This window comes from Burkholderia diffusa, from assembly GCF_902499115.1.
GTDB lineage: Bacteria > Pseudomonadota > Gammaproteobacteria > Burkholderiales > Burkholderiaceae > Burkholderia > Burkholderia diffusa.
Genome location: NZ_CABVPN010000016.1, coordinates 50,832 through 63,799, shown reverse-complemented (window position 1 = coordinate 63,799; position 12,968 = coordinate 50,832). Strand labels below are relative to the sequence as shown.

Here is a 12,968-nt window from a genome sequence, read left to right as displayed (position 1 = left end):
TTTACGCGTTTTTTATACCGGCCCGATGACCTTTGACCCGACCTTTACGCGCGTTCCCATAAGGTTCTAGTCGTCCGATTTCGACGACGGAGAACAAAAAATGGATGGGGTTTTCATCGGCGCACTGGTGTTGTTCACCGCGCTGATCCTCGGTTTGCTTGCCGGTTGCGAGAAGCTCGTGCAATACGGTCGCGGGGGGCGCGCATGACCTGGATGCTTTGGCTCGCGGGTGCCTCGACGGCCCTGCTGTTCGCGTATCTCGTCTTTGCGCTGCTGCGCGCGGAGGACATCGAATGAACGCGAACAACCTGTTGCAGATACTGCTGTTCATCGTCGTGCTGCTCGCGGCGGCCGTGCCGGTCGCGCGCTACCTGACGGGCGTGATGGACGGCAGTTCGCGCGTCGTGCGCGTGTTCGGGCCACTCGAGCGCGCGCTGTACCGCATCGCCGGCGTCGACGCCGGCACCGAAATGAACTGGAGGCAGTATGCGATCGCCACGATCGCGTTCAACGCGCTCGGCGCGCTGTTCCTGTACGGTCTGCTGCGCCTGCAGGGCTTCCTGCCCGGCAATCCGCAGCAATTCGGCGCGATGACGGCCGACGGTGCCTTCAACACGGCCGTCAGCTTCGTCACCAACACCAACTGGCAGGACTACACGCCCGAGCAGACCGTCAGCTACCTGACGCAGATGCTCGGCCTGACCGTGCAGAACTTCCTGTCGGCGGCAACGGGCATCGTCGTGGTGATCGCACTGATCCGCGGCTTCGCGCGTCATACCGCGCAGACGATCGGCAACTTCTGGGTCGACCTCACGCGCGTGACGATGTACGTGCTCGTGCCGATGTCGATGATCATCGCCGCGCTGCTGATGAGCCAGGGCGTGATCCAGAACATGAAGGCTTACCAGGACGTACCGGTGCTGCAGGCGAGCACCTACGCGGCGCCGAAGCTCGACGCGCAGGGCAACCCGGTGAAGGACGACAAGGGCAACCCGGTGACGGTGCCCATGCCGCTCACGAAGCAGACGCTCGCGATGGGCCCGGTCGCGTCGCAGGAAGCGATCAAGATGCTCGGCACCAACGGTGGCGGCTTCTTCAACGCGAACTCGGCGCACCCGTACGAGAACCCGACGCCGTTCTCGAACTTCCTGCAGATCTTCTCGATCCTGATCATCCCGGCCGCGCTGGCCCTGGTGTTCGGCCGGATGATCGGCGACCGCCGGCAGGGCATCGCGGTGCTCGCGGCGATGACGGTTGCGTTCGCGATCGCGATCGGTGTCGAGGTGAGCGCCGAGCAGGCCGGCAACCCGACGCTCGCCGCGCTGCACGTCGACCAGTCGACGAGCGCGCTCCAGCCGGGCGGCAACATGGAAGGCAAGGAAACGCGCTTCGGCATCGCGCAGACCGGCATCTTCACGGTCGCGACGACGGCCGCGTCGTGCGGCGCGGTCGATACGATGCACGATTCGCTGACGCCGCTCGGCGGTCTCGTGCCGATGCTGCTGATGCAGCTCGGCGAGGTGATCTACGGCGGTGTCGGTTCCGGCCTCTACGGGATGCTCGTGTTCGCGCTGCTCGCGGTGTTCGTCGCCGGCCTGATGATCGGCCGCACGCCGGAATACGTCGGCAAGAAGATCGAGTCGTACGAGATGAAGATGGTGTCGATCGTCGTGCTGCTCACGCCGCTGCTCGTGCTGGTCGGCACGTCGATCGCCGTGCTCGCCGATGCGGGCCGTGCCGGCATCGCGAACCGGGGCCCGCACGGCTTCTCGGAAATCCTGTACGCGTTCAGCTCGGCCGCGAACAACAACGGCAGCGCGTTCGCGGGCCTGACGGTCGGCACGCCCTTCTACAACTGGATGACCGCGATCGCGATGTGGTTCGGCCGCTTCGGCACGATCGTGCCGGTGCTGGCGATCGCCGGCTCGCTCGCCGCGAAGAAGCGCATCGCGGTGACGAGCGGCACGCTGCCGACGCACGGCCCGCTGTTCGTCGTGCTGCTGCTCGGCACCGTGATGCTGGTGGGCGCGCTGACCTACGTGCCGGCGCTCGCGCTCGGCCCGGGCGTCGAGCATCTGATGATGTGGCTGGGCGCGTGATGCGCGCCCGCATGGCGACACCTTGCAAAGACTGAAGAGATTGAAGAGATCGCAATGACTCAACATTCCGCAACACGGTCCATGTTCGATCCGGCGCTGCTGCGCCCGGCGATCGTGGATTCGTTCAAGAAACTCACGCCGCGCACGCAGTTCCGCAACCCGGTGATGTTCTGCGTGTACGTCGGCAGCATCCTGACCACGATCCTGTGGATCGCGGCGCTCGCCGGCCAGGCCGAGGCGCCGGCGGGCTTCATCCTCGCGATCGCGCTGTGGCTGTGGTTCACGGTGCTGTTCGCAAACTTCGCCGAAGCGCTCGCCGAAGGGCGCTCGAAGGCGCAGGCCGCGTCGCTGCGCAGCGCGAAGAAGGACGTGATGGCGAAGAAGCTCAACGAGCCGCATCCGAAGTCGCCGATCCGCATCACGACCGCGTCCGACCTGCGTCGCGGCGACGTCGTGCTGGTCGAGGCCGGCGACGTGATCCCGGCCGACGGCGAAGTCGTCGAGGGCGTCGCATCGGTCGACGAATCGGCGATCACCGGCGAATCCGCGCCGGTGATCCGCGAATCGGGCGGCGACTTCTCGTCGGTGACGGGCGGCACGCGCGTGCTGTCCGACTGGATCGTCGTGAAGGTCACCGCGAACCCCGGCGAGGCGTTCCTCGACCGGATGATCGCGATGGTCGAAGGCGCGAAGCGCAAGAAGACGCCGAACGAGGTCGCGCTGACGATCCTGCTCGTCGCGCTGACGATCGTGATGCTGCTCGCGACCGCGACGCTGCTGCCGTTCTCGATGTTCTCGGTCGAGGCGATGAAGGCCGGCCACGTGGTGACGATCACCGTGCTCGTTGCGCTGCTCGTGTGTCTGATCCCGACGACGATCGGAGGGCTGCTGTCGGCGATCGGCGTGGCCGGGATGAGCCGGATGATGCAGGCGAACGTGATCGCGACGTCGGGCCGCGCGGTCGAAGCGGCCGGCGACGTCGACGTGCTGCTGCTCGACAAGACCGGCACGATCACGCTCGGCAACCGCCAGGCGTCGATGTTCGTGCCCGCGCCGGGCGTGACCGAGGAAGCGCTGGCCGACGCCGCGCAGCTGTCGTCGCTCGCCGACGAAACGCCGGAGGGCCGCAGCATCGTCGTGCTCGCGAAGGAACGCTTCAACATCCGCCAGCGCGACATGGCGCAACTGCATGCGACGTTCATCGGCTTCTCCGCGCAGACGCGGATGAGCGGCGTCGATCTGCCCGGTCGTGAAATCCGCAAGGGCGCGGCCGATGCGATCCGCCGCTACGTCGAGACGCACGGCAGCCGCTTCCCGGAAGAGGTGCGCCGCGCGGTCGACGACGTCGCGCGCCGCGGCAGCACGCCGCTCGTCGTGGCCGACCTGCATGACGGCGTGGCGCGTGTGCTCGGCGTGATCGAGCTGAAGGACATCGTGAAGGGCGGCATCAAGGAGCGCTTCGCGGAACTGCGCAAGATGGGCATCAAGACCGTGATGGTGACGGGCGACAACCGGCTCACCGCCGCGGCGATCGCGGCGGAAGCGGGCGTCGACGACTTCCTCGCGGAAGCGACGCCGGAAACCAAGCTCGCGACGATCCGCGAGCATCAGGCGGCGGGGCGCCTCGTCGCGATGACGGGCGACGGCACCAACGACGCACCGGCGCTCGCGCAGGCCGACGTGGCGGTCGCGATGAACACCGGCACGCAGGCGGCGAAGGAAGCCGGCAACATGGTCGACCTCGACTCGAACCCGACGAAGCTGATCGAGATCGTCGAGATCGGCAAGCAGATGCTGATGACGCGCGGCTCGCTGACCACGTTCTCGATCGCGAACGACATCGCGAAGTACTTCGCGATCATCCCGGCCGCGTTCGTGACGACGTACCCGCAACTGCGCGTGCTCGACATCATGCATCTGACGTCCCCGGCGTCGGCGATCCTGTCGGCGGTGATCTTCAACGCGCTGATCATCGTTGCGCTGATCCCGCTCGCGCTGAAGGGCGTCACCTACCGGCCGCTCGGCGCCGCGTCGCTGCTGCGCCGCAACCTGCTGGTGTACGGCCTCGGCGGCGTGCTGCTGCCGTTCCCGTTCATCAAGCTGATCGACATGACGCTCGCCGCGCTCGGCTGGGCCTGATGCGCCGTACCTGAAGGAAGAACCATCATGAAATCGTTGATTCGCCCGCTCGTCGTGATCTTCGTCGTACTGACCGTCGTGACGGGTCTCGCCTACCCGGCCGTGATGACCGTGTTCGGCCAGGCCGTGTTCCCGTCGCAGGCGAACGGCAGCCTGATCGAGAAGGACGGCAAGGCGGTCGGCTCCGCGCTGATCGGCCAGCCGTTCGATGCGCCGAAGTACTTCTGGGGCCGGCTGTCGGCCACGTCGCCGATGCCGTACAACGCGACCGGCTCCGGCGGCTCGAACCTCGGCCCGCTGAACCCGTCGCTGGCCGACCAGGTGAAGGCGCGCATCGCCGCGTTGCGCGACGCGGGCACCGACATGTCGAAGCCCGTGCCCGTCGACCTCGTGACGGCGTCGGCGAGCGGCCTCGATCCGGAGATCACGCCGGCCGCCGCCGCGTACCAGGTCGAGCGCGTCGCGAATGCGCGCAACCTGACGGCCGATGCGGTTGCGCAACTTGTCGACGCGAACACGACGGGCCGCCAGTTCGGCGTGCTCGGCGAGCCGCGCGTGAACGTGCTGAAGCTGAATCTCGCGCTCGACGCGACCCAGGCCGCGCACTGAGCGTATGCGACAACCTGCGTCCGGCGCGGCCCGATCCGCGTCGGACGACTTTTCCGACGGCGCATGCGCCGTCTTTGCCTTTTGCGGCGATTTGGAACAACAATGACGGTACTCGTTCGCCATCCCGCGCTTCGCCTTCCTGACGCATGAACCGCCCCGATCCCGACCAACTCCTCGACAAGCTGCAGCGAGACGAAGAAAAGCAGCGGCGCGGCCAGCTCAAGATCTTCTTCGGTGCGTCCGCCGGCGTCGGCAAGACCTACGCGATGCTGCAGGCCGCGCGCCAGCGGCTGCAGGATGGTGTCGACGTCGTCGTCGGCATCGTCGAGACCCACGGCCGCGGCGAAACCGCCGCGCTGCTCGACGGCCTCGACGTGCTGCCGCTCGCGCGCATCGACTATCGCGGCCGCACGCTCGCCGAATTCGATCTCGACGGCGCGCTCGCGCGTGCGCCGCAACTGATCCTCGTCGACGAACTCGCGCATTCGAATGTGCAGGGCGCGCGTCACCTGAAGCGCTGGCAGGACGTCTACGAACTGCTCGACGCGGGCATCGACGTGTACACCACCGTCAACGTCCAGCATCTCGAAAGCCTGAACGACGTGGTCGGCGCGATCACCGGCATCCGCGTGTGGGAGACCGTGCCCGACCGCGTGTTCGACGCGGCCGACGAGGTCACGCTGGTCGACCTGCCGGCCGAGGAACTGCTCGCGCGGATGCGCGACGGCAAGGTGTATCTCGCGCAGCAGGCCGAGCGCGCGGTGCGCAATTTCTTCCGCAAGGGCAACCTGATCGCGCTGCGCGAACTGGCGCTGCGGCGCACGGCAGACCGCGTCGACGCGCAGATGCGCGAATACCGCGCCGACCGTTCGATTCAGCGCATCTGGCAGGCGCGCGAGCGGCTGCTCGTGTGCGTCGGGCCCGGCCCCGAGGCGCCGACGCTCGTGCGCGCGGCCGCGCGGCTCGCCGCGAGCCTGAAGGCCGACTGGATCGCCGTCTACGTGGAGACGCCGCGCCTGCAGCGGCTGCCCGACGCGCGGCGGCAGCGCACGCTCGACGCGCTGAAGCTCGCGGTCGAGCTCGGCGCGGAGACGGCCACGCTCGCCGGCGACGACGCGGTCGCCGCGCTGATCGGCTATGCGAAGGTGCGCAACGTGTCGAAGCTCGTCGCGGGCGGCTCGCCGAAGGTCGGGCTCGCGCGCCGCTTCGCGCGGCCATTCGGCGAAAAGCTCGCCGAGCGCGCAGGCGACGTCGACCTGATGCTGATCCGCGCGTCGGCGAGCGACGAAGTGCGCGCCGCGCCGCTCGACGCGCGTGCACGCGACTGGCGCGACGCGTTCGCGCAATTCGGCATGCGGCGTTCGCCGCCGCGTCACTACCTGTACGCGGCCGCAATCTGCGCGGTGATCACCGGCGTCGCGAGCATCGTGTCCGAGCGGCTCGACCTGACGAACCTCGTGATGCTGTATCTGCTCGGCGTCGTGTTCTCGGCCGTGCGGCTCGGGCGTGGCCCGGGCGTGCTGCAGTCGTTCCTGTCGGTCGCCGCGTTCGATTTCTTCTTCGTGCCGCCGCGCATGTCGTTCTCGGTCAGCGACACGCAGTACTTGCTGACCTTCTTCGGGATGCTGCTGACGTCGCTCGTGATCAGCCACCTGACGTCGACGCTGACGCGCCAGGCGAGCATCGCGCAGCGCCGCGAGCGCCGCACCGGCGCGATCTACGCGATGGCGCGCGAGCTCGGCGCGGCGTTGACGACCGAGCAGATCGTCGAGATCGGCAGCCGCCACGTGGGCGAGGTGTTCCGCGCGCGCGTGGCGTTCCTGCTCCCCGACAGCGCGGACAAGGTGCGGCAGAAGATCGAGGAGCCCGATGCGGCCGTCACGCTGACGGGCGCCGATCTCGACAGCGACGTCGGCCAGTGGGTGTACGACCAGCAGAAGCCGGCCGGCCGCGGCACCGACACGCTGCCCGCGACCGCCGCGCTGTACCTGCCGCTGAAGGCGCCGATGCGCACGCGTGGCGTGCTCGCGGTCGCGTCGCGTGACCCGGGGGAGCTCGAGGTGCCCGAGCAGCTGCGGATGCTCGATGCGTTCGCCGCGCAGATCGCGCTCGCGCTCGAGCGCGTGCATTACGTCGAGATCGCGCGCGACGCGCTCGTCAACATGGAATCCGAGCGGTTGCGCAACTCGCTGCTGTCGGCGATCTCGCACGATCTGCGCACGCCGCTCACGACGATCGTCGGCTTCTCGTCGATGCTCGCGAACGGGCGCGCGGCCGCCCAGGGCGGCGACGCGGCGGCAGCCGAACGTTTCGCGCAGCGCGAGGGCGAACTCGTCGACGCGATCCACGACGAGGCGCTGCGGATGACGGGCATCGTCACGAACCTGCTCGACATGGCGCGGCTGCAGGCCGGCAGCCTGCAGCTCAAGCGCCAGTGGTCGCTGCTCGAGGAAACCGTCGGCGCCGCGCTCGCCGCGTGCAAGCGCGTGCTCGCGCGGCATCCCGCGCGCGTGTCGCTGCCGGCCGACCTGCCGCTCCTGCAGATGGACGCGGTGCTGATGGAGCGGCTGTTCACCAACCTGTTCGAGAACGCGGCGAAGTACACGCCGCCCGATACGTCGATCGACATCGGCGCCGAGCGCGTGACCGACGACGGCCAGCCGTTCGTGCGCGTGCACGTCGACGATCACGGCCCGGGCCTGCCGGCCGGCATGGAAACGCGGATCTTCGACAAGTTCACGCGCGGCGAGAAGGAATCGGCGACGCCAGGCATCGGGCTCGGCCTCGCGATCTGCCGCGCGATCGTCGAGGCGCATGGCGGTAAAATCGGCGCGCTCAACCGTACCGCGCCCGACGGCCGCGTGACGGGCGCGCGCTTCTGGTTCACGCTGCCGGTCGACACGCCGCCGGCCGTGCCTGCCGTACCCGACGACGAAATCGACGTGCCCGGCGCATCGTCCCCCTCCGAGCCATTGCCAGACCATGAGTGAACCGAGCCTGACCGTCGTCCTGATCGAGGACGAGAAACAGATCCGCCGCTTCGTGCGCGCCGCGCTCGAAGAGGAGGACATCGCCGTGTTCGAGGCGGAGACGGGCAAGCAGGGGCTGATCGACGCGGCGACCCGCAAGCCCGATCTCGTGATCGTCGATCTCGGCCTGCCCGACACCGACGGCCTCGACGTGATCCGCGAGCTGCGCGGCTGGTCCGAGGTGCCGGTGATCGTGCTGTCCGCGCGCACGCAGGAGGAGGAGAAGGTCGCCGCGCTCGACGCGGGCGCAGACGACTACCTGACCAAGCCGTTCGGCGTGTCCGAGCTGCGCGCGCGGATCCGTGCGCAACTGCGCCGGCGCAACCAGGGCGGTGCGAACGAATCGCCGAAGGTGGGCTTCGGCGGCGTGACCGTCGATCTCGCGCTGCGCCAGGTGTGGCGCGACGGCGAGATCGTGCACCTGACGCCGCTCGAATACCGGCTGCTCGCGACGCTCGTGCGGCATGCGGGGCGCGTGCTCACGCACCGTCAACTGTTGCGCGACGTATGGGGGCCGTCGCACGTCGAGAGCCATCACTATCTGCGGATCTACATGGCGCATCTGCGCCAGAAGCTCGAGCGCGATCCCGCGCAGCCCGAGCACATCATTACCGAAACGGGCGTCGGCTACCGGCTCGTCGGCGCTGCGTGACGTCCGCGGCATGCCGCGTGATACGGCCCGAATGCAAGGCCGCACGCCGGTGAAGTTGCATCGGCGCGACATTGCGGCCGCATGCGCCGGCCGCGCACACCGGCCACGGATTCCCCGCTATGCTGATCGTTCCGCGAACGAAACCGAGGAGCGTGCCATGTCCGTCCGTCTCGTCGTCATCAGTGCGCTGGCGCTTGCCGCGCCCGGCGCGTTCGCGCAGCCGCTGCCGCCCGGGCAGCAGCCTTCGGCCCCGCAGCAGGCGCTGGCCAATCCCGCGTCAGTCAATTGCGAAAAGCTCGGCGGCCGCCACGTGATCCGCAACCTGCCGAGCGGGCAGGTCGGCATGTGCGTGTTCAAGGACGGCCGCGTGTGCGACGAATGGGCGTTGTACCGCGACGACCGCTGCATCGGCGGTGGCGGCGCCAAGCGCGTGTCGAACTGAGACCGGGCGCGGCAGGGCGGGCGTGGCCGCGCCATGCGCCGGCCTGCCCCCGTTCATCCCCGTTCACCCCCGCGGCCGGTGCATCCGGCATGCCTGTAAGCGTCTTGTTATACTCGGCGCCGCCCGGGGACGACCCCGGGTCATTCGCTTCAACGGGGACGGCCCCATCCGATCCGGAGTACGTCGAGATGGCGTGGGTATTGTTGTTGATTGCCGGTTTGCTGGAAGTGGCCTGGGCGGCCGGCATGAAATCGTCCGAGGGTTTCACGAAGCTCGGACCGTCGGTGTTTACGATCGTGACGGCGCTCGCCAGCTTCGGGCTGCTCGCGGTCGCGATGCGCCAGTTGCCGCTCGGCACCGCGTATGCGGTGTGGACGGGCATCGGCGCGGTTGGCGCGTTCGTGTTCGGGATCGTGATGATGGGCGAGGCGCTCACCGCCGCCCGCGTCGCGAGCGCGTCGCTGATCGTGCTCGGGCTGGTCGGCCTGAAGCTGTCGTCGGCTGCCTGACGCCGACGCGCCGGGCGCCGGCCGGCGTCCGCGCCCGGCCGTGACGCACTGCGGAATTGCGGCGGCCCTCCTGCCAGCCTGTCTATAATGGAACGGATTCGGGCCTGAATGTCGCCGTGCCGTTCTCGGCACGCGGCGCCGGTCGCCACGCGCCGCGCGGCCGGTCGTACCGACTCGATCCGATCAATCGGCAAAGCGCACGGAAAAGTGCAAGGAGAGGGCCATGATCGAAGCCATTTCGCTCGGCGCGGGGCTCGCGTGGGCGAGCGGGCTGCGCCTTTACCTGACGGTGCTGATCGCCGGCGTGCTCGCGCGGGTCGGCTGGCTCCATCTGCCGGACACGCTCGCGGTCCTGATGTCGCCGTGGGTCATCGGCGCCGCCGCCGTGCTCGCCGTCACCGAATTCCTTGCCGACAAGATTCCCGCGTTCGATTCGCTGTGGGACGCGGTGCACACCTTCATCCGCATTCCGGCCGGCGCGGTGCTGGCCGCCGGTGCGCTCGGCCATGCCGACCCGACCGTGCTCGCGGTCGCCGGGCTGGCCGGCGGTTCGCTCGCCGGTGCCGCCCACGTCGCGAAGGCCGGCACGCGCGCGCTGATCAACCTGTCTCCCGAGCCGATCTCGAACTGGGTCGCGTCGTCCACCGAGGACGGCCTCGTGTTCGGCGGCCTCGCACTCGCGTTCTTCGTTCCGCTCGCGTTCCTCGTCCTGCTCGCGGCGTTCATCGCGGCGTCGGCCTGGGCGCTGCCGCGTTTGTGGCGCGGCGTGTCGGGCGGCTTTCGCGGGATGGCGAACCACATGGTGTCGCGGCTCAATTCGATCGGGGGCAAGCGCGATTGAAGGCGCCGTCACCCGTCGAGCGGCAGCACGCTGACCCGTCGCCGGCCGGGCGGCCCGGCCATGCCGGCCGCTTCGGCCTGCACGACCTGATTCGCCAGGCCGCGCGGATGACCGCGCGCGACTGGCGCGCCGGCGAACTGACGCTGCTCGTGCTGGCGCTGGTGCTCGCGGTCGCCGCGCTGACGAGCGTCGGCTTCCTCGCCGACCGGCTGCGCCAGGGGCTCGAGCGCGACGCGCGCCAGATGCTCGGCGCCGATTTCGTCGTGCGCGCCGACCATCCCGTCGATCCGTCGTTCGACCGCGAGGCGCGCGCACTCGGGCTGCGTACCGCGACGACCGCGATCTTCCCGAGCATGATCGCATCGGCCGCCGGCGGGCAGGCGAGCGACGCGGCGCCGGCGCGCCTCGCGGCGGTGAAGGCAGTCTCGCCCGGGTATCCGCTGCGCGGCGCGGTCGAGATCGTGCCGGCCGGCACGACCGTCGCGCACAAGGCGACCGCGATCCCCGCGCCCGGTACCGTGTGGGCCGATCCCGCGCTGCTCGACGCATTGCATCTGAAGGCGGGGGACACCGTGCGTGTCGGGCTGCGCACGTTCACGGTGGCCGCGTCGATCTCCCGCGAACTCGATCGCGGTTTCTCGTTCGTCAATTTCTCGCCGCGGCTGATGATGCGCGCGGACGAGCTCGCCGCGACGGGGCTCACCGGTTACGGCAGCCGCGTCACGTACCGGCTGCTCGTGGCCGGCGACACACCGGCCGTCGCGCGCTTCGAGGCCTACGCGCACGCGCGCGTCGACGGCGGCAAGGTGCGCGGCGTCGGTCTCGAATCGTTGCAGGAAGGCCAGCCACAGGTGCGCCAGACGCTCGATCGCGCGCGCCATTTCCTGACGCTCGTCGCGCTCCTCACCGCGCTGCTCGCGGCGGTCGCGATCGCGATGGCCGCGCAGCGCTACATGCGGCGCCATCTGGACGGTTGCGCGACGATGCGCTGCCTCGGCGTGAGCCGTCGCACGCTCGGCGCGCTGTTCGCGCTCGAATTCGCCGGCATCGGCATCGTCTCGGGCGTCGCCGGCGCGGTGCTCGGCTACGCCGGCCACTGGGCGCTCCTCGCGGCGATCGGCAGCCTGATCGACGTCGTGCTGCCGCCGCCCACGCCTTGGCCCGCGCTCGTCGGGATCGGCGCCGCGCTCGTGCTGCTGCTCGGCTTCGCGCTGCCGCCGCTTGCACCGCTCACCCGCGTGCCGCCGGTACGCGTGCTGCGGCGCGACTGGGGCGACGCGTCGCGCACGGCCTGGGCTCTGTACGCGCTCGGCGTCGTGCTGTTCGCGGGGCTGCTGATCGTCGCGGCAGGCAACCTGAAGCTCGGGCTGATCGTCGCGGGCGGGTTCGCGGGCGCCTTGGTCGGCTTCTCGCTGATCGCGCGGCTCGCGCTGTACGCGGCGGCGCGCGCGGTGCGCGATGCGCGCGTGGCAGCGGGCGTCGGCTGGCGCTATGCGCTCGCGTCGCTGCACCGGCGCGGCACGGCCAGCGCGCTGCAGATCACCGCGCTCGCGCTGGGCCTGATGTGCCTGCTGCTGATCGCGATCACGCGCAACGACCTCGTCGCGGGCTGGCGGCAGTCGACGCCGCCCGATGCGCCGAACCAGTTCCTGATCGACATCCAGCCCGACCAGCGCGACGACGTCGCGGCATGGCTCGCCGCGCACGGCGTACGCGACGCGGTGCCCGCGCCGATGGTGCGCGGCCGGCTCGTCGCGATCAACGGCAAGCCGGTGAACCCGGACGCATATCCGTCGGACGAGGCGCGCCGGCTCGTCGACCGCGAGTTCAACCTGTCGTATACGACCGAGCTGCCGTCGGACAACCGGATCGTCGCCGGCGACTGGTTCGGCCGCTCGGCCAGCCCGCAGATCTCGATCGAGGCCGGGCTCGCGAAGACGCTGAACGTGAAGCCGGGCGACACGCTGCGCTTCGACGTGACGGGGCTGACGGTCGATGCGCCGATCACCAGCGTGCGCAAGCTCGACTGGGGCTCGTTCCGCGTCAACTTTTTCGTGCTGATGCCGCCGCCCGTGCTGAAGGATTTCCCGGCCGTCTACCTGACGAGCTTCCACCTGCCGGCCGAGCAGGCGGCGCTGCTCGATCCGCTGATCGCGCGCTACCCGAACCTGACCGCGATCGACGTTGCACCGATCCTCGCTCAGTTGCAGCGGATGATGCTGCAGGTGGTCGGCGCGGTGCAGTTCCTGTTTGCGTTCACGCTCGCGGCGGGTGTGCTCGTGCTGTACACGGCGCTCGCCGGCTCGCGCGACGAGCGCGTGCGCGAGGCTGCGCTGCTGCGCGCGCTCGGCGCGTCGCGCGCGCAAATCAATGCCGTGCAGCGCGCGGAATTCATCGTCGTCGGCGCGCTGGCCGGCGCGCTGGCGTCGGCCGGTGCGATCGCGGTCGGCTGGGTGCTCGCGTCGCGCGTGTTCGACTTCCGGCTCGCCGTCGATCCGTGGCTCGTGCCGGCCGGCATCGCGGCCGGCGTCGCGTGCGCCGGTGCGGCCGGCTGGCTGAGCCTGCATAATGTGTTGCGGCGCCCGGCGCTGCAGTCGCTGCGCGACGCCTGAGCGTCGCCGGCGGCCCCGACTATCCCGTTTCCGATT

General features: G+C 69.7%; 10 protein-coding genes. All 10 read left to right on the top strand.

The window, feature by feature from the left end; all coding sequences use genetic code 11:
- The first annotated feature begins 204 nt into the window (after nucleotides 1–204).
- The 10 genes from kdpF (at nucleotide 205) to BTE28158_RS17700 (ending at nucleotide 12,932) form a co-directional block, all read left to right on the top strand.
- Nucleotides 205–297, top strand: a complete 93-nt coding sequence (kdpF, locus tag BTE28158_RS17745) for a K(+)-transporting ATPase subunit F (protein ID WP_006752209.1) — start codon at nucleotides 205–207, stop codon at nucleotides 295–297.
- Nucleotides 294–2,099, top strand: a complete 1,806-nt coding sequence (kdpA, locus tag BTE28158_RS17740) for a potassium-transporting ATPase subunit KdpA (protein ID WP_151049492.1) — start codon at nucleotides 294–296, stop codon at nucleotides 2,097–2,099. Before kdpF ends, kdpA begins: the two co-directional genes overlap by 4 nt.
- 54 nt (nucleotides 2,100–2,153) lie before the next feature.
- Nucleotides 2,154–4,238 carry a potassium-transporting ATPase subunit KdpB gene (kdpB, locus tag BTE28158_RS17735; RefSeq protein ID WP_151049494.1) on the top strand — a complete coding sequence of 695 codons (2,085 nt, stop codon included), beginning with the start codon at nucleotides 2,154–2,156 and terminating at the stop codon, nucleotides 4,236–4,238.
- Between the two features lie 27 nt (nucleotides 4,239–4,265).
- Nucleotides 4,266–4,847: a potassium-transporting ATPase subunit KdpC gene (kdpC, locus tag BTE28158_RS17730; RefSeq protein WP_151049496.1), complete on the top strand. Its 582-nt coding sequence runs from the start codon at nucleotides 4,266–4,268 to the stop codon at nucleotides 4,845–4,847.
- Nucleotides 4,848–4,993: 146 nt separating this feature from the next.
- Complete coding sequence (locus BTE28158_RS17725) at nucleotides 4,994–7,837, top strand: DUF4118 domain-containing protein (RefSeq protein WP_151049498.1); 2,844 nt, start codon at nucleotides 4,994–4,996, stop codon at nucleotides 7,835–7,837.
- Nucleotides 7,830–8,528, top strand: a complete 699-nt coding sequence (gene kdpE, locus BTE28158_RS17720) for a two-component system response regulator KdpE (RefSeq protein WP_124626846.1) — start codon at nucleotides 7,830–7,832, stop codon at nucleotides 8,526–8,528. Before BTE28158_RS17725 ends, kdpE begins: the two co-directional genes overlap by 8 nt.
- Before the next feature lie 157 nt (nucleotides 8,529–8,685).
- Nucleotides 8,686–8,970, top strand: coding sequence for a putative hemolysin (locus BTE28158_RS17715; protein ID WP_059689393.1), 285 nt, complete (start codon nucleotides 8,686–8,688; stop codon nucleotides 8,968–8,970).
- A 188-nt stretch (nucleotides 8,971–9,158) separates the two neighbouring features.
- On the top strand, nucleotides 9,159–9,479 hold the full coding sequence (gene sugE, locus BTE28158_RS17710) for a quaternary ammonium compound efflux SMR transporter SugE (protein WP_059533257.1): 321 nt from the start codon (nucleotides 9,159–9,161) through the stop codon (nucleotides 9,477–9,479).
- Between the two features lie 223 nt (nucleotides 9,480–9,702).
- On the top strand, nucleotides 9,703–10,320 hold the full coding sequence (locus tag BTE28158_RS17705; protein ID WP_059600405.1) for a DUF4126 domain-containing protein: 618 nt from the start codon (nucleotides 9,703–9,705) through the stop codon (nucleotides 10,318–10,320).
- Between the two features lie 107 nt (nucleotides 10,321–10,427).
- On the top strand, nucleotides 10,428–12,932 hold the full coding sequence (locus tag BTE28158_RS17700; protein WP_174919990.1) for an ABC transporter permease: 2,505 nt from the start codon (nucleotides 10,428–10,430) through the stop codon (nucleotides 12,930–12,932).
- Nucleotides 12,933–12,968 lie beyond the last annotated feature (36 nt).

Bases quoted from the DNA above. Each gene is read 5' to 3' on its own strand.
- sugE (WP_059533257.1), top strand. From the start codon at position 9,159: ATGGCGTGGGTATTGTTGTTGATTGCCGGTTTGCTGGAAGTGGCCTGG.
- kdpB (WP_151049494.1), top strand. From the start codon at position 2,154: ATGACTCAACATTCCGCAACACGGTCCATGTTCGATCCGGCGCTGCTG.
- BTE28158_RS17700 (WP_174919990.1), top strand. From the start codon at position 10,428: ATGACCGCGCGCGACTGGCGCGCCGGCGAACTGACGCTGCTCGTGCTG.
- BTE28158_RS17705 (WP_059600405.1), top strand. From the start codon at position 9,703: ATGATCGAAGCCATTTCGCTCGGCGCGGGGCTCGCGTGGGCGAGCGGG.
- BTE28158_RS17725 (WP_151049498.1), top strand. From the start codon at position 4,994: ATGAACCGCCCCGATCCCGACCAACTCCTCGACAAGCTGCAGCGAGAC.
- kdpA (WP_151049492.1), top strand. From the start codon at position 294: ATGAACGCGAACAACCTGTTGCAGATACTGCTGTTCATCGTCGTGCTG.
- kdpE (WP_124626846.1), top strand. From the start codon at position 7,830: ATGAGTGAACCGAGCCTGACCGTCGTCCTGATCGAGGACGAGAAACAG.
- kdpF (WP_006752209.1), top strand. From the start codon at position 205: ATGACCTGGATGCTTTGGCTCGCGGGTGCCTCGACGGCCCTGCTGTTC.
- BTE28158_RS17715 (WP_059689393.1), top strand. From the start codon at position 8,686: ATGTCCGTCCGTCTCGTCGTCATCAGTGCGCTGGCGCTTGCCGCGCCC.
- kdpC (WP_151049496.1), top strand. From the start codon at position 4,266: ATGAAATCGTTGATTCGCCCGCTCGTCGTGATCTTCGTCGTACTGACC.